Source organism: Rhodococcus sp. IEGM 1306 (genome assembly GCF_036541985.1).
Classification (GTDB): domain Bacteria; phylum Actinomycetota; class Actinomycetes; order Mycobacteriales; family Mycobacteriaceae; genus Rhodococcus_F; species Rhodococcus_F qingshengii.
In genome coordinates, this window is sequence record NZ_JAZHFF010000007.1 from 342,116 (window position 1) to 362,756 (window position 20,641).

The following is a 20,641-nucleotide window of genomic DNA, read 5'->3' on the forward strand; positions in this document are numbered from 1 at the left end:
TGATCTCTCAGGACTTCGCGTGGCGTTTCGCCAGCATCCAACGTGAGATCTTCATGTCCCTGGCTTTTCGCTCGATGGTCAGCAGGTCCAGTGGAGCGCTGAACTTCTGAACGGCCAGTGATTTCACACTGCTGAACTCACGCAGCCCATCGGCTCCGTGGATACGGCCGAATCCGGAATCGCCGACCCCGCCGAACGGCAGGGCGGCGATTCCGGCGAAACCGAGAACCGAATTGACCGTGACGACACCGCAGTCGAGCTTCTCGGCAATTGCTCGGCCCTTCGACGAACTCTTGGTGAACACCGAGGCGCCCAAGCCGTACTTCGACGCATTGGCGCGTTCGATCCCCTCGTTCATGTCGGCGACCTTGTTCACCACGACGCTCGGGCCGAACGTCTCCTCGGTGATCGCCGTGGAATCCTCCGGAACATCCGTCAGGATGATCGGATCGATGAACGGACCGTTGAACGAATCAAGTCCGCCGAGTACAGCTTTCGCGCCGCGACTGAGAGCGTCTTCGATCTGGCCCCGGACTATCCCAGTCTGCTTTCCCAGCGTCATCGGCCCGTAGGTCGAGCTGTCGGTGGCGCCGGCGTGGGCGTCTCGTAGCGCGGCGGTGAGCTTGGACAGGAAGGCGTCGTACACGGGCGCTGCGACGTAGATTCGTTCGACGCCGGCACAGGTTTGTCCGCCGTTGCCCACTGCCCCGAATGCCGCGAAGCTCACGGCCGCATCGAGGTTGGCATCGGAGTCCACCAGCATGGCGTCCTTGCCGCCGCATTCGGCGACCAGGGGAGTGAGGGTGTCCGCACAGGCGGCCATTACGCGCTTTGCGGTAGCGGTCGAACCGGTGAATGCGATCTTGTCGACGCCGGACGAACACAGAAGTGCTCCGGTTTTGCCGTCGCCGGTAATGGTCTGCAGGACAGGGTGTCCGGGTGCCGCGATGTCCCACAGCCGGGCCAATTCGACGCCGACGCCTGGTGAGAGTTCGCTCGGTTTGAACACGACGGCGTTACCGGCGGCCAGTGCGTAGCCGATCGACCCCATCGGTGTGTACAGCGGATAGTTCCAGGGGCCGATCACGCCGACGACGCCCATCGGCCGGTAGCCGACGGATGCAGACTGGTTGGCGCTGATCAGTCCTGCACCGACGCGTCTGCGGCGCAACACTTTCTGTGCGTTGCGTGCCGCCCAGTCGAGATGTTCGACGGCCAGCATGACTTCGAGTAGTGCGTCGTCGCTGGGTTTTCCGGTCTCGGCGGAAATGATCGCCGCCATCGATTCGGCGTGAGTGGCGATCGCGGCGCGGAAATTGCCGAGCACCTTCCGGCGGCCTTGGAATCCGAGTTGATCCCACCACTTCGACGCCGTGCGTGCTGCGGCGACCGCTTTCTCGATCTCCTGCTGGTCTGCAATGGGGTGCTGCGCGACCACGGAATCGTTGCGAGGGTCGAGGCTCGCGAAAGTGTGATCGTCCGATCTCGGATCTGTCGACGTGGACGTGCTCTGGCGGCCGAGCTGTTCTGTCATGTTCTTCAGATCCTCCACATGTCGGTGCATCACATATATGTGATGTGATTTACTGTGCTGGTAGTCACAGTATGCGTCGGACCGAGCTCCGACAAGCCTCCAGCCTCATCTCACTCGGGAGTTTTCGATGTACATGGATTTCACGCAGGAGCAGTCTGATTTCGCCAAGTCGGTAGCGTCGTTCTGCAAGAAGGAAAGTGGTACCCGTGAGCAGCGAGACCTGCTGACCGATCATGGCGCCCATAACCACAACCAGGCGTTCTACGAGAAGATGGCGGAATTGGGATGGCTCGGGCTGACTGTCCCGGAGGAATACGGCGGATCCGCCGGAAGCACGGTCGACCTGTGCATCTTTCTGGAGGAAGCCGCCAAGGGCATGGCGCCGATCGGTGGGCTCGGCCCGACCGTCATCACCGGGGCTGCATACGAGAAGTTCGGCAGTCCGGCCCAGAAGGAGGCAGTGCTCGGCGGGATCGTCCGTGGCGCGTCTCAGTCGATCTCGATGTCCGAACCCGAAGCGGGCTCCGACGTGGGAAATCTGAGTTGCCGCGCCGAGAAGGTCGACGGTGGGTGGCTGATCAACGGCCAGAAGACGTGGTGTTCCAACGCGCACTTCGCCGAGAACATCCTTCTGGTGGCTCGCACATCCCGAGGTGAAGGCAAGCATGAGGGCCTGACGATGTTCCATGTCCCGGCCGACATCTCCGGATTGAAGATCAGTGGAATCGACACCATGGGCGGCAAGGAGGTCAACGATCTCTACTTCACCGACACATTCCTGCCCGAGGACGCGGTGGTTGGGGAAGTCGGCAACGGCTGGCGTCAACTCATGGCCGGACTCAACATCGAACGCCTCATCCTCGCGGCGATGATGCTCGGGACCGCGCAGCGCGCTTTCGACGACACCCTCGAATTCGTCACCACGCGTAAGCAGTTCGGCCGTCCGGTCGGATCGTTTCAGGCGCTTCGCCATCGGATCGCGGATCTCGCCACGGAGATCGAATGCGGCCGTCTGCTGGTCTACAGCGTGGCCAGGATGGTCGACGCCAACCCGACCAAGATGTTCCCGCGGGAAGCGTCGATGGCCAAGCTCAAGCTGACCGAGACCGCCAAGAAGGTCGCGCTCGAGGGGATGCAGATGATGGGTGGGTACGGTTACGCGACTGAGTTCGACATGGAGCACCATGTGCGAAAGACTCTTGTGTCCTCCATTTATGGTGGTACCAACGAGATTCAGCGAGACATCATCGGCAAAACGTACGGACTGTGAGGATCGGTTGTGGCAACGTCTGCACGCACTCGGAGAGCGACATCTGAGCTGAGGAGACGGCCACAGTTGTCGGAGGACGTGGCCAACCACGTTCGCAACCTGATCATGTCCGGCTCGGTCCGTCCGGGCGAGTTCGTCAGGCTGGACGAAACCGCGGCCGACCTCGGGGTCAGCGTCACGCCGGTGCGAGAAGCCCTCGTCGCATTACGCGGCGAGGGGATGGTCGAGTTGGTTCCGCATCGCGGCTATCTCGTCTCGCCCCTCAGTCGCCAGGACATCGAAGACATCTTCTGGTTGCAGGGGCAGATCGCGGTCAAGCTGGCGTTGCGGGCGATGGACAGCATCACCGCTGATCAACTCGCGGAACTCACGGAACTCAATGCCGATTTGCGAGCGGCGGTCGACGCTTCGGATGCAGCTGCGATCGAGCAGTGCGAATTCGAGTTCCATCGCCTGATCAATCGCGCTGCGGGTGGTGCGAAGTTGGCATGGTTCCTGTTCGGCGCGATTCGGTACACCCCTGCTCGTCTCTACGCGACGGATCCAGGCTGGGGTGAGCTTGCGGTATCGAGCCACGATGCTTTGATCGCGGCGTTCGAGAAGCACGATCGAGAACAGGTGGACGCGCAGATGAGTCTGCAGTTCTCCGACGGCGCTGCTCGACTTCTCGCTCACCTCGACAACATCGGGATCTGGGACTGAATCAGGAGCTCAAGACGGCGGCAGGGCGGGTGCGAGCAGGATCGCCGCACATTCGGCGACCAGTTCTTCTTCCGTCACGTCGATGTACCCGTCGAGCCATGCACTGAGGGTCTGCGCCAGGCCGCCGACCAGGAACGTGGCCGTCAGGGTCAGATGACCGCTGTCGTTCAATCGGTAGAAGGTCTTCGCGTTGGCGGCCAGGAGACCGATGAATATCGTCGTCGACGCTTGGCGTTTCTCGGCCAGGACAGGGCTCGTCAGGGCGCTGGAGAACAGTAGACGTCCGCGACGGGGATCGTTCGCGATAGTGCGGACGATGTTCGCGATTCCAGCGAGCGCCTTGCCGCGTTCGGTCTCGGCGGCGTCCACTGCAGCCTGGGTTGAAACGGCGATGTCCGTGATGACGGTGTCGTAGACGGCCGACATCAGAGCATCACGATCGGTGAAGCTCTCGTAGAAGTACCGCGCCGCGACACCGGCCTTCTTGCACACTCCGCGGACCGTCAGTTCGGGCTCGGCGGAGCCCATGAGTTCCAGACCGGCCTCGATCAGCGCCTCCCGTCGTTGGGCTACGCGGAGCGCACCGTCGACGCCACCGTACGAACGCGGTTGGTCATTCATGAAGACCATCTTTGCATCCCGAGATTGCTTGACATCTCGGCATTTCGGCGTTTCACTCATCTGAGAACATGCGTTCGCAGATATCGACTCGAAGGGGTTCTGCCATGACGGTGAGTAGGGATTCGATGGACGGGCGCGAGGAAGCGGTGGCAGGCGGCATCGGAGCGGTCGGCGTCCGGGCGATCGACATCGACGCGGAAGTCGAAAAGGCGATGTCCGGTCTCGGGTTGTTGGCAGCCGGCGCGAATGTCATCATGCAGCTGGCGCGCCCGGCGGTGGGGTACGGCGTGTACGAGAGCAAGGTCGAGACGGGTCGGTTGGATCGGCATCCGGTGAAGCGAACCCGGACGACGCTGACGTATCTCGCGGTGGCGAGCCTGGCGACGGACGAAGAAAAGAAGCTGTACCGGCGCGCAGTCAATGGCTCGCACAAGCATGTTCGCTCCGATGAGAACAGTGCGGTCGAGTACAACGCGTTCGATCCCGAACTGCAGTTGTGGGTAGCCGCCTGCCTGTACCGAGGCTTCGAGGACGTCTACAAAATCTTGTACGGGGATCTCGATCCGGTCACCCGGGATGCGTTCTATCAGCGCAGCGCCACGTTCGGTACAACCCTTCAGATGCGACGCGACATGTGGCCGGCGGACCGGGATGCGTTCGAGGTCTACTGGAACGAGAACCTAGACAAGGTGGCGATCGACGAGACGATTCGTGAGCATCTCTACGGGATCGCGTCGGCGACCTTCACTCCGAAGTTGTTGCATCCCGTGGTCGGTCCGCTCAACCGATTTGTCACCACCGGGTTCCTGCCCCAAGCCTTTCGTGACGAAATGCGGCTCCCGTGGTCAGTGCGTCAGCAGCGTAACTTCGATCGATCCATGCGCGTCGCCGCGCTGGTCAATCGGTTCAGTCCGAAGATTCTGCGGATGTTTCCCTACAACTTCTATCTCTGGGATCTGCGTCGGCGCATCGCCAAGGGAATCCCGTTGGTCTGAGCCGACTCTGGCACTTGAAGTGATTGACACCACAGGTGAATCGGACACATACTCGACATAGTTGAAGTTGACGTCAAGTTTCATCATTCCTGTGGAGGCTGTCAGTGGCGAACATCGAAGGCGTATGTGACCAGCGATTCTCTGGCTTGAAGGAGGCGCTGGCACGCAATCTCGATTCCGGCGAGGACGTCGGGGCAGCGATCGCACTGACGATCGACGGCGAATCCGTCGTCGACATGTGGGGCGGTTGGGTCGACGTCGAGCACACTGCTCCTTGGTCTCGCGACACCGTTACCAATGTCTGGTCCTGCAGCAAGACCGTGACCGCACTGGCCGCGCTCATGCTCGTCGACCGCGGGTTGCTTGATCTCGACGCCCCGGTCGCGCAGTACTGGCCGGAATTCGCAGCAGCGGGCAAGGACCGAATTCAGGTCCGGCAACTGTTGTCGCACACCTCGGGTGTGTCGGGGTGGGATCAACCGTTCACCCTCGAGAACATTTGCGACGACGAATATGCCACCGCCCGGTTGGCGACGCAGGCTCCGTGGTGGGAACCGGGTACGGCATCCGGATACCACGCCCTCAACTACGGCCACCTGATCGGCGAGGTCGTCAGGCGCATCGACGGACGAACCCTCGGCCGCTTCATCGACGAGGAAATCGCCGGCCCACTCGATGCTGATTTCCGCCTGGGCTTGCCGAAGTCGGAATACGGGCGAGTCTCGAATGTGATTGCGCCACCGCCGTTGCCGATCGACATCGCGGCACTCGGGATGGACAACATCATGGTGAAGACATTCACCGCGCCGCCGGCTGACGCTACAGGTTCGTGGACCGACGGGTGGCGCGCCGCCGAGATCGGTGCGGCCAACGGTCATTCGAATGCGAGGGCACTCGCAAGGATCCAATCGGTGATCGCGTGCGGTGGCAAGGTCGGTGACGTTCGCTTGCTGTCGGAGGAAACGATCGACAAGATCTTCGAGGAGCAGTCGTACGGGGTCGACCTCGTCCTCGGCGTGCCGGTCCGCTTCGGCGTCGGATTCGGATTGCCGACGCCCGAGTCCGTCCCGTTCATTCCGGAGGGGCGAATCTGCTTCTGGGGAGGTTGGGGTGGCTCGCAGATCATCATCGACACCGAGAAGCGCATGACGTTCTCGTACGTGATGAACAAGATGGGGCCGGGTCTGCTCGGTTCCGAGAGATCGGCGCAGTACGTATCGGCGGCCTACGACGCTTTGAGTTGATCGACCGATTCAAATCCGGCAGAACGGTTTTTGTCTGTCGCCGCTGACTATGCTGCCGGATATGCCAGTGTGTTCCGGGGGGAAATCAGCGAGTCCGTTTCGTCGAAGTACGACCAAAAGTTGCGGAGCTGCATCGGCTGATCGGCGATGAACGGTTTGGTCGACGTCGTCATGCGCTGGTGGCAGTTGCCGGACCAGTTCCACAGTTTCAGCAGGTACCTCGAGGACCGCGGGTTCTTGACTTCCTGCCGGGCGCTGGTCGGCGGAACAGCATTCTGGATGGGGCTGGTGTTGCTGTCGGCGCGATTCAGTGACGTCGGTCCGCAAGGTACGTTCTGGCGAGCGGTCAATCTGGCGGTCATCGCGCTGTGCCTCGGCGCGGCCCTGATCTGGTGGCTGTTTCCGCCTACGCCGATGTGGTCGTACACCTTTGTCGTGGGTTCCGACGTCGCGATTGCGGCGGCGGCCGCAACCGACTCGGAACCGCTGGGACGACTCATCGCGTGCGTCGTTTTCGCGTCGATCGGCGGCTACATCGCGTTCTTCCACAATCCGAAACTCCAAGTCGGTCACTTGGTCTTCGCCTCGACCGTCACGGTGCTTTCGGGGTGGACTTTGTTGTTCGGGCCAGCAGCGGACGCCGGCTTGGGACTGGCGAAGATCTCGGTTGTGCTGGCTACGATCATCGTGATTCCTGTTGTGTCACAGATTGTTCTGGCGGTCCTGGGTTCGGATGCCACTACCTCCGACATCGACCCGTTGACCGGACTGCTCAACCGTCGCGGATTGGCGCGTCGGGTGAATGACTTGATGGGCGCTCCGGTCACCGAAGCGGATGCACTGCTCGTAGTGGTGATCGACCTCGATCGCTTCAAGACGATCAACGACGTTCACGGCCATGACGTAGGAGACAGCACGATCATGCGAACTGCACTGCGCATCCGTTTGTGGACAACCCAGTCCGCCTTGACTGCTCGTATGGGCGGTGACGAGTTCGTCGTGGTCGAACGGGTACCAGTCAGCGTGATCTCCAGGCTGGAAGGACAGATCCGCTCCGCGATGGACGGAGCGAACGATGACCCTCCGACGAGCGCGAGCATCGGAATGGCGATCCGCACCGCGCCCCGGAATCCGGGTGAGTCCGTCGACGCTGCTTTTGCTGAACTCTTCCGCGTCGCGGACTCGGTGATGTACGAAGCGAAGCGCGAAGGTGGCAACCAGGTGCGGGCGAGCTTGGTCTGATGTAAGAGCTCAGTCGGCGAAGCTCAGACCACGTTCGGCGAGTGCTTCGCGCAGAATCCTCAAGGCCTTCGGTCCCATCCCGTGCAAAGCGCCGAGTTCCTTCTCGGACACGGACGTCAGCTGCGCGAGATGGGTGTAACCCGCTGCGATCAGCGCGCGCTGTGCGGGAGCTCCCGTCTTCGGGAAGTCGGTTTCCACTGTGCCCGGATCCGGTTCTGTCACTGGCCAACTCCTCCGTGTGGGTTTCTCACAGTTTAGCGAGCGTCGTGAACGATTTCGGGGCTGCCGATTTTGTCGGTCGTTCGCGGAAGTGCGCGAGCTGCCACGGCAATGCCGATGATCGAGACAGCGGCGAAGGTGAAGAGAAGCAATTGCGCAGAACGAAGCGTCGACGGTTCGCCGATGTTGACCAGCACTCCGGCCAGGGCTGCACCGAAAGCATTGGCGATCAGCTGAACGGTGTTGATGGCAGCCGAGGCACGCGCACCTTCTCCGGGATCGGTGACCGAGGTCATCGCCCCGACTGCAAGATGAGGCCAGGCGATGCCGATTCCGACGCCGGCGAACAGCAGTCCGATCACCCACGCGACCATCGCACCGGCGCCGGCGTGTTCGGTGAGAAATGCTGCCATGATGCCCAACCCGATCGCGACGAGGATCGGACCGCTGACAACGATTCGTCGCACGATACGAGGGGTCGTGGCCGAGGCGCTCGGGATTTCGCCGAGAGTCCAGCCGAGAGCGAGTGCGGCCCCGAGGAATCCGGCCGCGAGAGGCGCCAGGCCGGCAAGTCGTTGCCCGAAGAGTGGAATGAACGTCTCGACGGTCGACGCGACGGCGAGGACGACGATGGTCAGGTACACCCATTTGAGAGATGACGCGTTGAACGTCGACGGCGGTAGTACGCCGTGGCGCGAGCGACGGTCAGCGGCGACAAAAGCGATCAGTAGCAGCACAGCGGCGAGAACCATTGCGGCGGTCACGGCGAGGTTGGACAGAATTCCGGCAACGCTGACCAGCAAAGCTGCCGCAGTCAGCAATGCCAGCGAGAGGACCGGCACCGGGCTACTTGTGGTGCTGCCCGGTTCATGTGCCGGTAGCGCGCTGGGGACGAGAGCGGCGACTGCGATCGTCGCGATGACCAGGACGCCGAAAGCCCATCGCCAGGCTCCGAACTGAGCAAAGACACCGCCGATTGCAGGGCCGGCGAAGGTGCCGACTCCCCACATCGCCGAAACCAGCGCGGCCCCGCGAGTCCACAGATGTCTGGGGAGCGCGGCATTGATGACGGCGTAACCGAGACCGGCCAGCAGGCCACCGCCCGAACCCTGGATCGTGCGGCCGACCAACAGCAATTCCATCGTCGGGCTGACCGCACAGACAACGGTGCCGAGCGCGAAGATCGCGAGGCCGATCAGGTAGGCCCCGCGCGGTCCCCTAGCGGCGAGGACGTTGGTGACCAACATCGAAGAGATGACGGAAGCAATGAGGAAGACCGTCGCGGTCCAGGCGTAGTACTGCTGACCGCCGATGTCGTCGATGGCAGTCGGAAGCAGGCTGGTCGTCAGGTAGACGTTGGTCGCGTAGAGCGCAACGCCGCCTGCGAGGACGGTAGCGGTGCCGAGGTATCGACCGCTCAGGAGTTGCCGCCAGGTTCCGGCGGGAGCATCGGTGGGGGAGTGCATGTTGTCGAAGGTAGAATCTCAAGTGCGCTTCAGGTCAATGTCGCGCAGCCATTGGGAGGCAGAATGATCCGTAAGAGTGACGAACTTCTCTCGATCGGCGAGGTATCGGAGCGCACTGGCGTCGCCGTGTCGGCTGTGCGCTACTACGAAACACTCGGTCTGGTTCCTGCGGAGCGGACGGCAGGAAATATGAGGAAGTTCCCGCGGCACTCGATCCGGCGGGTGTCGCTGATCCAGTTGGCAGTCAGATTCGGGATACCCCTGGCCGAAGTTGCCGAAGTATTCGGATCGTTGCCGCAGGGGCGAACTCCGACGAAGAAAGACTGGCGCAAGATTTCCACGGAGTGGAATCAGCGCCTCGAGGATCGCAAGCAGGCCATCAACCGGATGCAGGACGAACTGACGGGCTGTATCGGCTGCGGGTGTCTGTCACTGAAAACATGCAACCTGCTCAACCCTGGAGACGAACTGGGCCGGGAGGGACCCGGCGCCAGGCGTCTCTGAAACTACTGTCGGTCACACTCTTTCGCGTGGCCGCGACTGAGCATTCCACCGACCACCACGACGCTCGATCTCGATGGGATGCGAGAAGCACTCGCTGATGTTCTGGGTGGTGATCACATCCTCGGCGAGGCCGCTGGCGGTCACGACGCCGTCCTTGATCAGAAGAGCATGTGTGGTGGTGCTGGGGATCTCCTCGATGTGGTGCGTCACGAGGATGCTGGCAAGTGACGGGTTCTGATTGCGGAGGTCGTCCAGTGCCGTCAAGAGTTGTTCGCGTGCAGCAAGATCGAGCCCGGTCGCCGGTTCGTCGAGCAGAAGCAGGCGCGGTTCGACCATGAGTGCGCGGGCGATCAGGGCTCGTCCCCGTTCGCCTTGGGACAAGTTGGGCCACAGTGCGTCCGAACGCGGACTCATTCCGAGTAGATCGATCAGTGCGTCGGCGTGAGCCTCTTGCTCCGGCGTCGGTGACCAGCGCGGCATCACCTCGGTGGTGTTGGTGAGGCCGGTGATCACGACGTTGCGGACGGTGATCGGAATTCCGATCGTGTGACGAGGGTTCACGTGCCCGATGTCCATCCGCAGTTCCCTCATGTCGACGCGGCCCAACTTGTGGCCGAGGACGTAAACGGAACCGCGAGTCGGGTGGGCGGTTGCTCCGAGCAGGCTCAGAAGCGTGCTCTTGCCCGCGCCGTTCGCGCCGAGGAGGACCCAGTGTTGTCCGGGTTCGATCGAAATGTTGATGTCTTTCAACAAGTATCGGCCGTCGCGGACGAGATCCACGTGTTCGGTCGACAGAACTGTGCCGGTGGGGTGTTGCACGAGAACTAACCTCTCTTAGGCGTCGAGCACACGCAGTCGTCGTAGGACGGTGTCGATGTTTGCTCGAGTTGCCGCTACCGCGGCTTCTGGGTCGGCGTCTTGAAGGGCCTCGACCAACTGATCATGGGCATGTGAGGTGTCGGGGACGCCGGCCTCGTGGGCCATCATCTCGACGAGGGATTCACGAAGGAGTGGACGCACCGACGTGAAAAGCGAGAGCAGAACTGCGTTTCCGGACAGCCGAACGACTTCGGTGTGGAAGTCGAGGTCGACGTCGACGAACTTCTCGACATCACCCTCGAAATGACTGTGTCGCATGGTCAGTCGCCGCCGCAGGCCGTCGAGGTCCTCGGGTTGTACCCGCTCCGCGGCCAGTCTGGCGGCCTCGATCTCGAGTGCGCGACGGACTTCGAAGACCTCGAGGATCCTCGAGCGTCGAAGAAGTTTGGTGAATTCGTCGACGTGCTCGAGTTCGGACGCGGCAGCCACGAAGGTTCCGACGCCGTGTCGGACTTCGAGTAGTCCGTCGCGAGCGAGGAGGCGGATTGCCTCGCGAATCGAGGAACGCCCGACGCCGAGTTCGACGGCGAGGGCCGCCTCGCTCGGTATGCGCTCGGACGGCGCCCACGTTCCATGCATGATTCGTCCGCGCAGCAACTGTTCGAGTTGCGGTACCAGCGGACCACTGCGAAGTGTGAATCCTGTGTGGTCGTCGGACACGGCTTGCCTCTCGGGTGGGTACCGAAAGAGTAACAACTCATCAGACGTCTGAGGACTCGGGTGGCCGGTGTGTCGCCGTAGTGTTCACGCGGTCGAAGCGTGTCAGTTGCGGGTGACGCCGAGGAGCAGTGCGATCAGGTCGAGGGCAGTCTCGATCTCGGCCTTTTCTCGGCCGAGCAGGGGGGCGTAGAGGTGTACGTCGCAGATGCGGACGAGGGCTTCGCCCAGTACTTGCGGCGAGAGCGTGATCGTCAGTTGGCCGGCGTCGACCTGGGACTGCAAGATTTCGGCGGTGATGGAGGCGGAGATCGATTCGATGGAGCCGGGCATCATCGCGAGTTTGATGAACACCATCGGTTCGCGTTTGGTCAGCGCGCGCAGTTCTGTCGACGATTCCACCGATCGCATAACGCGGCCGAAGACGTCGAGAATGTACTCCGGACCTTGCCCCGACGCCTGTGACATCGCCTTTCGGTATGTCCGTTCGGTGGCCTCGGCCAGCACTGTTCCGAGCAGTTCGTCGCGGTTGCCGACCCAGCGGTACAGCGTCGCGCGGCCTACGCCGAGACGTTCGGCGAGCAGTGACATGTCGAGTGGTTCCTCCGCGAGGTACATGCTCGCGGCGGTGTCGATCGCGCGTCGGCGTTCGAGGTCGGTAGGCATCGGGACATTCTCTCCGGTTGTCCGGTTCTGCACAATTTCGGCCGTTGAAAAATGGTGAGCCTCGGGGGATCGAGCCTATTGACGAACCTGGCCACGTGAGACACACTAGCTCATTGTCTCATGTTAGTGATGGTGATCACAGTCAGGGGTTCGATCGATGAGTTCAGTACAAACCGTTCGTGGGCCGGTGGATACAGCCGATCTGGGAAAGGTGTTGATGCACGAGCATGTCTTCGTTCTGGGTGAGGAGTTGCGCCAGAACTACCCCGACTACCCCGAACCCTGGGACGAGGAAGTACGGGTAGCGGACGCGGTGGCAAAGCTGACCGAGGTGAAGTCCCGCGGAATCAGCACGATCGTCGATCCCACGGTGATCGGCCTCGGCCGGTACATTCCGCGCATCGTCCGGATCAACGAGCAGGTCGATCTCAACATCATCGTTGCTACCGGCATCTACACCTACAACGACATTCCCTTCCAATTCCATTACACCGGACCGGGATTGCTGTTCGACGGCCCCGAGCCGATGGTCGAACTGTTCGTCAAGGACATCAGGGAAGGAATCGCCGGAACCGGTGTCCGAGCCTCCTTCCTGAAGTGCGCCATCGAGGAGCCGGGCCTTACCCCCGGCGTCGAGCGGGTCATGCGCGCGGTCGGACAGTCGCAGGTGGAAACGGGAGTGCCGATCACCGTGCACACCAATCCGCACACTGAATCCGGGCTGGTCGCGCAGAAGGTTCTGGCCGAAGAGGGTGCGGATCTGACCAAGGTGGTCATCGGTCACTCCGGCGATACCACGGATCTCGACTACTTGTGTGCGCTGGCCGATGCCGGTTCGCTACTGGGGATGGACCGTTTCGGTCTCGAACCGTTCCTGTCGTTCGAGGATCGTGTCAACACCGTGGTGGAGATGGCCCGTCGCGGTTACGCGGAGAAGATGGTTCTGGCACATGACGCGTCGTGTTTCATCGACTACTTCCCCAGCGCGGCAAGAGAAGTGGCACTTCCGAACTGGAACTACACCCACATCAGTGATGATGTCATTCCGGCGCTGCTCGAACGTGGTGTCACCGAAGACCAGGTCAAGGCGATGCTGGTGGACAACCCACGTCGGTATTTCGAGAGCTGAGATATGACCAACGTGTACGAGAGCAAGCCCTGGCTCGCCAATTACGACGCCGACACTCCGCCGAACGTAGACATCGAGCACGTCGACGCCCTCGCGATGTTCCGTGCTTCGCTGGAGCGCGATCGCACCGCCCCGATCATCAGGTACTTCGACAGGACCGTCAGCTTTGCCGAGCTCGACGAGATGTCGGATGCGCTTGCCGTAGCCCTCGCCGTGGACGGAATCGGGTTCGGCGACAGAGTTTCCTTTGTCCTGCAGAATGTTCCGCAGTTCGTGATCGCGACAGTCGCGGTCTGGAAGCTCGGTGCCGTCGTCGTTCCGGTCAATCCGATGTACCGCGACCGTGAGCTGTCCACCGTACTGGCCGACAGCGGAGCGGCGGCAGTCATCTGTCTCGAGTCCTCGGCCGAGACCGTGGCGACTGCGTCCGAGGGCACCGCAGTGAGACGGGTGATCACCACGTCGGAACGGGATTTTCAGTCGCGCGACGATGAACGGATCTTCGGTTCGGCGTCCAGGATTCGGCACGATGGATTTCCGGATCTACTGGAATTGATCGAGGCTCATCGAGGGCAGAAGCCCGAGAAGGTCGATCTGTCTCCGGAAGACCTTGCCTACCTTCCCTATACGTCAGGGACAACCGGCCCGCCGAAGGGGTCGATGAACTCGCACGCAAATGTCGTGTTCGCAGCGCAGATCTATCGGGACTGGCTGGGGTTGCGCCCCGGCGGCGCGATGTTCGCGGTGGCGCCACTGTTCCATATCACCGGGTTGATCGGGCACGTCGCGGCTCCACTCCTGGCCGGCGCGCCCACGATTCTGACCTGCCGATTCCATCCCATCGTTGCAGCGGAGTCGATTTCGGAGCATCGGGCTACCGCGATCATCGGAGCGATCACGGTATTCATCGCGTGGACGGACAGCGCCGCAGTCTCGAAGGAATCTTTGAGCTCTCTCGAGTCGGTGTATTCAGGTGGCGCGCCGATCCCGCACGCGGCGTTGGAAGCGTTCCGGGCGAAGTTCGGTCACTACATTCACAACGGCTACGGGCTGACCGAGACGAACAGTCCGGCAATCGTGGTGCCGAATTCTCGTGAAGCGCCGGTGGATCCGGCATCGGGAGCCGTTGCCGTCGGTGTTCCGGTGTCGAATACGTACGCCGAGGTGGTGGACGAGAACGACAGGCCGGTACAGATCGGGAAGTACGGCGAGATCGTGGTCTCCGGGCCTCAGGTTGCACTCGGATACTGGAACAAGCCGGACGAGACCGCACATGCCATGCCGGACGGGCGTTTTCACACCGGCGACATCGGATTCATGGACGGCGACGGTTGGTTTTACATCGTCGACCGGATGAAGGATCAGATCAATGCGTCGGGCTTCAAAGTGTGGCCACGCGAAGTGGAAGATGTTCTCTACGAACACCCTGCCGTACGAGAGGCTGCTGTCGTCGGTGTCATGGATCCGTATCGGGGCGAAACCGTGAAGGCCTTCGTGTCTTTCAAGGACGGTTTCGAGGCGACCACCGAGGATCTGGTCGAGTTCTGCAAGGAAAGGCTTGCAGCATACAAGTATCCACGCATCGTCGAGGTCATGAATGACCTGCCGAAAACAGTGAGCGGCAAGATTCTTCGTCGTGAACTGCGGGTACCGAACTAGATCTACCTGACAAACGAATTGCCGGCGGCCGACAAGGTGAGCCGGCCATTCGTCGTGGTGGCTGACGAGCATCGGTAGGGGATTTAGTCCCCTATGCGGCAATGCATTTCAGTGATTGACATCACTCTTTTTGTATCGCAGACTGATCGCAACGCCACAGAGTTGAAGTTGGTGTCAGTTTCTACTTCTGGCCCGGTTCCGCTTCTCAACTCCCGGCGCGACGAGCGTCCGACCCATCGAGGAGTAACCCATGACGAGATCGGCAGTGGATTCGAGCACGCAGGCAGGGGGCCTGTCCGATCAGGAACGGAAGAAGAAGAAGGCGCACCGCAAACTTCTAGGCGCGGGACTGCTCGGCAGTTCCATCGAGTGGTACGACTTCTTCTTGTACGGAACGGCTGCGGCACTGGTCTTTCCGCATGTGTTCTTCCCCGATTCATCCGCACTGATGGGCACACTGCTCTCGTTCAGTACGTTCTGGGCTGGCTTCGTTGCCCGCCCCATCGGCGGTTTGGTCGCCGGACACTTCGGCGACAAGTACGGACGTAAGCCCGCCGTCGTCACCTGCCTGTTGCTGATGGCTGTCGCGACGTTCCTGATCGGCGCGATCCCGAGTGCGTCGGCAATCGGCGTCGTCGCTCCGATTCTTCTGGTGACACTGCGATTCATCCAAGGTCTCGCCTGCGGTGGCCAGTGGGGCGGAATCGTCCTTCTCCTCACCGAATCCGCGAGTCCCAAGAAGCGCGGATTCTCAGGCACTTTCGGTCAGATGGGTGTCTCGTTCGGTGTAGTGCTGGGCAACCTGGTCTTCCTCGTCGCGACCGCGACCATTTCCAATGATGCATTCCTGAGCTGGGGTTGGCGAGTTCCGTTCTTCGCCAGCGCGCTGCTCTTCCCCGTGGTTCTGTACATCCAGACGAAGGTCGAGGACACGCCGGAATTCCTCGAGTTGCAGGAAGACGCCAAGAAGAACCAAAAGGACGTCGTCGTTCAGGCTCCACTGGCGCAGGCGCTCAAGGATCACTGGCGCAAGATTCTGCTCGGTTGCGGACTTCTGGCCGCCACCAATGCACTGTTCTACATCAGCATCGCCGGCGTGCTCAGCTACGGCACAACCGAACTGGGGTTGAAGCGGAACTCACTGCTCATCATCTCGCTCCTGAGCGCGTTGCTGACAGTCGGCGTGGTGCTGTGGTCCGGGAAGATGTCCGACAAGATCGGTCGTCGTCCGATGATCCTGATCGGCGCTGCGGCGATCGTGGTCTGGGCATTCCCGTACTTCTGGTTGATCAACACCAGGTCCCTGCCGCTGTTCTTCATCGCGGTGACGGTTGGCAGCGTGTTCCAGTCGATGACCTACGGGCCGATCGCGGCATACATGGGTGAGCTGTTCGCACCCAACGTGCGCTACTCGGCAGCATCGTTGGCCTACCAGTTGGCTGCGATCACGGTCAGCGGTGGCACTCCGTTCATCATGACAGCACTTATCGCGAAGACCGGAACCACGACATGGGTTGCCGTGTTCGTGGCACTCATGGGCTTGGTGACCTTCTTCAGTGCCTGGGTGCTGAAAGAGACCAACCCGAAGGAAGTTCGGGACGATCCGAACGCAATTCCGGGCGCGCACCTGTACGCCAAGTAACTCTTTCGGTTTCGAGCAGACGCCCGCTATCGGTCACCGGTAGCGGGCGTCTGACGTATAACTGGAGCATGGCTGCAGCACGCACAGGCTCCGAAGATGCTTCGTCGACAGTGTCACGGGAACTCCCCTCCACTCAGCGTGGTTTGCGTACGCGGCGAGCGTTGATCGATGCGGCCCGCACCGTTTTCGAACGGTCCGGCTATCTGGACTCGCGGCTGATCGACATCACTGTAGAGGCGCAGTGCTCGGCCGGTACCTTCTACACCTACTTCGCGAGCAAGGAAGAGATCTTCGCGGCAGTGATGGAGTTGGCGCGCGAAGACATGATGCATCCGGGTATGCCGCACACTCCGAAAGGCGCGGATCCTGCTGAGGTCATCGCGGCGAGTAACCGCGCGTACCTCGAGGCATATCGACGGAACGCGAAGCTGATGGGACTGCTCGAGCAGGTGGCAAGCATCGATCCGGAGTTCCGGGTTCTCCGCCTCGAGCGTGCTGACGCGTTTGTTCGACGCAACGCGCGCAGTATCGAGAAGCTGCAGAAGGCCGGACTGGCGGACGCGAATCTGGATCCGCTACTGACGTCTCGGGCACTCTCCGGGATGATCAGTCGACTTGCGTTCGGGTACTTCGTATCCCGCGGCGGCGAGGATGGCGCCGCCGGAGTGACCTTCGACGGTCTGCTCGATACCGTCAACCGGTTGTGGATCAACACTTTGCAATTCTCGCTACGCCGAAATTGATGTTGACGCCGGGTTCATGTTTGGTGTCTGATGGAGCAATGACACCCACGCGTACGGCAGTGCTCGTCGATTTCGGTGGAGTTCTCACCTCCAGTGTGCTGCGAGCCTTCGAAGATTTCGGAGCCTCGCTTGGGGGCGACCCACGACTTCCGTTGACCCTGCTCTCCCGCGACGACGTCTCGAAGCGACTGCTCTCCGATCACGAATCCGGAAAGATCGACCAGGAGGCCTTCGAAGCAGGATTCGGGGAACGGCTACGAGCGCACGGCGCCGTCGTGGACAGCGAAGGATTGGTCGACCGTATGCAGGCCGGGCTTGTCCGAGACGAAGAGATGGTGCGACTGATTGCGGACGTCCGAGCGGCGGGTCACCCTGTTGCGCTCGTGTCCAATGCTTTCGGGCGTGATTGCTACGCGGGTTTTGTGCTCGAGGACCTCGCCGACGAAGTGGTGATCTCCTCGGAAGTCGGGATTCGTAAGCCCTCTCGTCAGATCTACACCATCGCGTGCGAGCGGCTGGGTGTTGCGCCCGAAGGCGCCGTGATGATCGACGACCTGCAACAGAACCTCGACGGCGCGGCACGATTGGGGATCGCCGGCATTCTCCACACCGATGCGGAAAGCACTCGCAGTCAGTTGGAATCGACGTTCGGACTACTGCCCATGCAGTGAAACTGTAGGTTCTCGGTAACACTCGAATACTGCTGGAACACTTTTGGAGGAATGAATGATTGCTGTCATCGCGGATATCACCGTCAAAGACGGAAGCGGCGAACAGTTCGAAGCCGTAGTCGCCGAACTTGCCGAGAAGGTGCGCACGGAAGAGCCCGGAACGGTTCTGTATCAACTGATCCGCTCGAAGACGGATACGAATTCGTACAAGTTCATGGAGCTGTATCAAGACAGTGCTGCGATCAAGGCCCATGGATCGTCCGAGCATTTCCAGGCCGCGGGAAAGGCGATGGCGCCCTTCCTCGCAGGCGCCCCGCAGATCGAGTACTTCGACGCACTCTGAGCGCATGGACAGGGCACTCTGAGCGCATGGACAGGTGAACCCCGGCGAAATCTCGCCGGGGTTCACCTGTGTTTTCAGTTCTGCTTCTGGGCGAGGAGTTCGGTGCGGTCGATCGATCGCTTGAGGATCTTTCCCGTCGAACCCTTCGGGAGCGCGTCGATGAACTGGACGACCCGCGGAATCTTGTAGGCGGACAGACGTTCCCGAGCCCACGAGGTGACGTCATCTGCTTCGAGGTCGGAGCCTGGGCGCACGGCCACCACCGCCGCAACCTCCTCGCCGTAGTAGTCGTCGGGTATACCGATCACCGCGGCCTCGATGATGTCGGGGTGCTGGTAGAGCACCTCTTCGACCTCGCCTGGATAGACGTTGTATCCACCGCGGATGATGAGGTCCTTGACGCGGTCGACGATGCGAAGGTCACCGTCGGCGTCGGTCTCGCCGAGGTCTCCGGTGCGGAACCATCCGTCGTCGGACAGGACGGCGGCCGTGTCGGCCGGGCGCTTCCAGTAGCCCTTCATGACCGTCGGTCCTTTGATGAATACCTCGCCCACTGTGCCTGCCTGGCAGACATTTCCGTCGTGATCACGGACCTCGACCTCGGTGCGCGGTACGGCGCGGCCGGTGTATCCGATCTTTGCGACGCGGTCGATGCTGTTGAAAGTTCCGAATGCGCTCGTCTCGGTCAGGCCGTAGCCCTCGAGGATTGTGCAGTTGAACCGTGCTTCGAAGGCGCGAGCGACTTCACCGGGAAGTGATGCGCCACCGGAGATTGCGATCCGCAGTTGTTCGAAGTCGGAGCTGTCCACGTCGGCTGCGGCGTGCAGCATGGCATTCCACATGGTGGGGACGCCCGCCATGATGGTGAGCTTGTCCCGACGCACCAGGTCGAGCATGGCGGCCGGGTCGAACCGGGCGAGCAGGGACAGTGATCCGCCGCCGGTGAAGGTTGCCATCATGACCGAACCCTGGCCGAAGATGTGAAAGAGCGGCAGTCCGGTACCGGTGCGGTCCGAGGGATTTCCGCGGCTGCTCTCGGCGCCGATCTCACCGGCAGACAACAGATTCCCGACTGTCAGCTGAGCGCCCTTCGGACGTCCGGTGGTACCGGAGGTGTAGAGAATCGCCGTGGTGTCCGCTGTGTCGCGGTCGACCACCGTTGCCGGTGGATGGTCGGCCTTCGCCGATTCTTCGGTGAGCGTCCACACCGGGACGCCGCGCGCACTCCCTGCATCCTGAACTGCGGGACCGAGCTGGTGCCAGGCGATCGCCAGCGAAATCTCGGCGTCGTCCAGTACGTACTCGACTTCGGGTTGCGCCGACATCGTGTTGATGGGCACCACGACACAACCTGCAGCCTGAATCCCCATGTATGCCACGATGAATTCAGGCACCGACGGCGCCGCGAGCAGAACCCGGTCGCCGATGCTCAACCCTTCGTCGCGAATGCGGCCGGCAAACGCCAGAGACGCGTCGTGGAGCTGTCGGTATGTCCAATGATTATCCGTGCCGCGAATTGCAATATTTTCCGGAGTGGCTTCCGCGTGACGGGTCACCGGGTCGAGAACGCTAACCATGGTTCTGCCTTTCGGGAGGAATCGACCGATTGTGTGTCCTGGGTCTCACCAGAGCGTACACTTGAATCCGGCGTCAACATCGAGTCTGCTGGGATTGTCCCGAAAATGATGTTGATCGGAAGGATGAGGAGCGCACCGTGCTCGACGACGAATCGCGAATTGCCGCCTTACCGGTGGCTCCGCCCGCGCTGCTCCGGGATCGACCGACCACCGAGCGGGGGACACGCACGCGTGCGGCATTGGTTGCTGCTGCCCGTAAGGTTTTCGAGCGCAGTGGCTATCTCGATGCACGTTTGATCGACATCGCAAAAGAAGCCGGTTGCGCGACGGGATCGTTCTACACGTACTTCGCGAACAAGGAAGAGGTGTTCGCCGCCGTCCTCGAGGTCGCGCGAGACGACATGATGCACCCGGGCATGGGACGCGTTGCGAGCGCGGACGATCCGTACGCCGTGCTCGAGGCAAGTAATCGAGCGTATCTGGCCGCGTATCAACGCAATGCGAAGTTGATGGGGCTCATGGAGCAGGTAGCTCACATCGACCCGGAGTTCCGGAAGTTCCGCAGCGAGCGTGCCAATGCGTTCATACGCCGTAATGCCCGCGGGATTGCAGATCTGCAGTCCCGCGGCATCGCGGACACGACGCTGGATCCGATGACGGCGTCGATTGCTCTGTCCGGCATGGTGAGTCGACTCGCCTACAGTCTGTTCACCCTTCGTGAGGGTGAGGTGGACGGGCGTTCACCGGAGTTCGATCAGATTGTCGCCACTGTGACCGATCTGTGGGCGAACGCTCTGAAGTTCCCCGACCGTCTCTGACGAGGTGGGCCGCCCCGGCTGCATCGATGTTCGAGCGGCCGGGCGTCCCAGTCTCGGTTC

At 61.6% G+C, this 20,641-nt stretch carries 21 protein-coding genes; 13 read left to right on the forward strand and 8 right to left on the reverse strand.

Going from position 1 to position 20,641, the window contains the following annotated elements; translation table 11 throughout:
* Positions 1-7: 7 nt before the first annotated feature.
* Positions 8-1,534: an aldehyde dehydrogenase family protein gene (locus V3587_RS21705; RefSeq protein WP_039973194.1), complete on the reverse strand. Its 1,527-nt coding sequence runs from the start codon at positions 1,532-1,534 to the stop codon at positions 8-10.
* A gap of 127 nt (positions 1,535-1,661) precedes the next feature.
* Here V3587_RS21705 and V3587_RS21710 point away from each other — a divergent pair, with 127 nt between their 5' ends.
* Together V3587_RS21710 and V3587_RS21715 are read left to right on the forward strand one after the other, a co-directional pair.
* The gene (locus tag V3587_RS21710) at positions 1,662-2,804 is read left to right on the forward strand and encodes an acyl-CoA dehydrogenase family protein (protein WP_007730792.1); all 1,143 of its coding nucleotides are present in this window, start codon (positions 1,662-1,664) and stop codon (positions 2,802-2,804) included.
* 9 nt (positions 2,805-2,813) lie between these two features.
* Positions 2,814-3,506, forward strand: coding sequence for a GntR family transcriptional regulator (locus tag V3587_RS21715; protein WP_003942905.1), 693 nt, complete (start codon positions 2,814-2,816; stop codon positions 3,504-3,506).
* A 9-nt stretch (positions 3,507-3,515) separates the two neighbouring features.
* On the opposite strand, the gene V3587_RS21720 is transcribed toward V3587_RS21715, so the two are convergent.
* Complete coding sequence (locus V3587_RS21720) at positions 3,516-4,136, reverse strand: TetR/AcrR family transcriptional regulator (protein ID WP_007730794.1); 621 nt, start codon at positions 4,134-4,136, stop codon at positions 3,516-3,518.
* A gap of 116 nt (positions 4,137-4,252) precedes the next feature.
* Here V3587_RS21720 and V3587_RS21725 point away from each other — a divergent pair, with 116 nt between their 5' ends.
* From V3587_RS21725 to V3587_RS21735, 3 genes are all read left to right on the forward strand, one after another.
* Positions 4,253-5,122, forward strand: coding sequence for an oxygenase MpaB family protein (locus V3587_RS21725; RefSeq protein ID WP_007730795.1), 870 nt, complete (start codon positions 4,253-4,255; stop codon positions 5,120-5,122).
* A 104-nt stretch (positions 5,123-5,226) separates the two neighbouring features.
* On the forward strand, positions 5,227-6,366 hold the full coding sequence (locus tag V3587_RS21730; RefSeq protein ID WP_283377157.1) for a serine hydrolase domain-containing protein: 1,140 nt from the start codon (positions 5,227-5,229) through the stop codon (positions 6,364-6,366).
* A 147-nt stretch (positions 6,367-6,513) separates the two neighbouring features.
* Positions 6,514-7,608: a GGDEF domain-containing protein gene (locus tag V3587_RS21735; protein WP_007730798.1), complete on the forward strand. Its 1,095-nt coding sequence runs from the start codon at positions 6,514-6,516 to the stop codon at positions 7,606-7,608.
* A 9-nt stretch (positions 7,609-7,617) separates the two neighbouring features.
* Here the strand turns inward: V3587_RS21735 and V3587_RS21740 are convergent, their stop codons facing one another.
* Both V3587_RS21740 and V3587_RS21745 read right to left on the reverse strand, forming a co-directional pair.
* On the reverse strand, positions 7,618-7,830 hold the full coding sequence (locus V3587_RS21740) for a hypothetical protein (protein ID WP_007730800.1): 213 nt from the start codon (positions 7,828-7,830) through the stop codon (positions 7,618-7,620).
* Positions 7,831-7,862: 32 nt separating this feature from the next.
* Positions 7,863-9,293 carry an MFS transporter gene (locus V3587_RS21745; protein WP_007730802.1) on the reverse strand — a complete coding sequence of 477 codons (1,431 nt, stop codon included), beginning with the start codon at positions 9,291-9,293 and terminating at the stop codon, positions 7,863-7,865.
* 63 nt (positions 9,294-9,356) lie between these two features.
* Here V3587_RS21745 and soxR point away from each other — a divergent pair, with 63 nt between their 5' ends.
* Positions 9,357-9,797: a redox-sensitive transcriptional activator SoxR gene (gene soxR / locus V3587_RS21750; protein WP_003943238.1), complete on the forward strand. Its 441-nt coding sequence runs from the start codon at positions 9,357-9,359 to the stop codon at positions 9,795-9,797.
* A gap of 12 nt (positions 9,798-9,809) precedes the next feature.
* Here the strand turns inward: soxR and V3587_RS21755 are convergent, their stop codons facing one another.
* The 3 genes from V3587_RS21755 to V3587_RS21765 all read right to left on the reverse strand — a co-directional run bounded on the left by V3587_RS21755 (position 9,810) and on the right by V3587_RS21765 (position 11,999).
* Positions 9,810-10,616, reverse strand: a complete 807-nt coding sequence (locus tag V3587_RS21755; protein WP_003943111.1) for an ABC transporter ATP-binding protein — start codon at positions 10,614-10,616, stop codon at positions 9,810-9,812.
* A 15-nt stretch (positions 10,617-10,631) separates the two neighbouring features.
* Positions 10,632-11,336, reverse strand: a complete 705-nt coding sequence (locus V3587_RS21760; RefSeq protein WP_003943086.1) for a FadR/GntR family transcriptional regulator — start codon at positions 11,334-11,336, stop codon at positions 10,632-10,634.
* Between the two features lie 102 nt (positions 11,337-11,438).
* Positions 11,439-11,999, reverse strand: a complete 561-nt coding sequence (locus V3587_RS21765) for a QsdR family transcriptional regulator (protein WP_003943195.1) — start codon at positions 11,997-11,999, stop codon at positions 11,439-11,441.
* 157 nt (positions 12,000-12,156) lie between these two features.
* On the opposite strand from V3587_RS21765, the gene V3587_RS21770 reads away from it, so the two are divergent.
* The 6 genes from V3587_RS21770 to V3587_RS21795 all read left to right on the forward strand — a co-directional run bounded on the left by V3587_RS21770 (position 12,157) and on the right by V3587_RS21795 (position 18,186).
* Positions 12,157-13,128: a phosphotriesterase family protein gene (locus tag V3587_RS21770; RefSeq protein WP_003943005.1), complete on the forward strand. Its 972-nt coding sequence runs from the start codon at positions 12,157-12,159 to the stop codon at positions 13,126-13,128.
* A gap of 3 nt (positions 13,129-13,131) precedes the next feature.
* Entirely contained in the window at positions 13,132-14,787 is a 1,656-nt protein-coding gene (locus V3587_RS21775) for an AMP-binding protein (protein WP_007730815.1), read from the forward strand.
* 250 nt (positions 14,788-15,037) lie between these two features.
* Positions 15,038-16,429 carry an MFS transporter gene (locus V3587_RS21780; RefSeq protein WP_007730816.1) on the forward strand — a complete coding sequence of 464 codons (1,392 nt, stop codon included), beginning with the start codon at positions 15,038-15,040 and terminating at the stop codon, positions 16,427-16,429.
* A 68-nt stretch (positions 16,430-16,497) separates the two neighbouring features.
* Positions 16,498-17,172, forward strand: coding sequence for a TetR/AcrR family transcriptional regulator (locus V3587_RS21785; RefSeq protein WP_007730817.1), 675 nt, complete (start codon positions 16,498-16,500; stop codon positions 17,170-17,172).
* Positions 17,173-17,210: 38 nt separating this feature from the next.
* Positions 17,211-17,843 carry an HAD family hydrolase gene (locus V3587_RS21790; protein WP_007730818.1) on the forward strand — a complete coding sequence of 211 codons (633 nt, stop codon included), beginning with the start codon at positions 17,211-17,213 and terminating at the stop codon, positions 17,841-17,843.
* Between the two features lie 55 nt (positions 17,844-17,898).
* Entirely contained in the window at positions 17,899-18,186 is a 288-nt protein-coding gene (locus V3587_RS21795) for a putative quinol monooxygenase (RefSeq protein WP_007730819.1), read from the forward strand.
* 74 nt (positions 18,187-18,260) lie between these two features.
* Here the strand turns inward: V3587_RS21795 and V3587_RS21800 are convergent, their stop codons facing one another.
* On the reverse strand, positions 18,261-19,763 hold the full coding sequence (locus V3587_RS21800; protein WP_007730820.1) for a class I adenylate-forming enzyme family protein: 1,503 nt from the start codon (positions 19,761-19,763) through the stop codon (positions 18,261-18,263).
* Positions 19,764-19,900: 137 nt separating this feature from the next.
* On the opposite strand from V3587_RS21800, the gene V3587_RS21805 reads away from it, so the two are divergent.
* Positions 19,901-20,581, forward strand: a complete 681-nt coding sequence (locus V3587_RS21805) for a TetR/AcrR family transcriptional regulator (RefSeq protein WP_007730821.1) — start codon at positions 19,901-19,903, stop codon at positions 20,579-20,581.
* Positions 20,582-20,641: the final 60 nt, after the last annotated feature.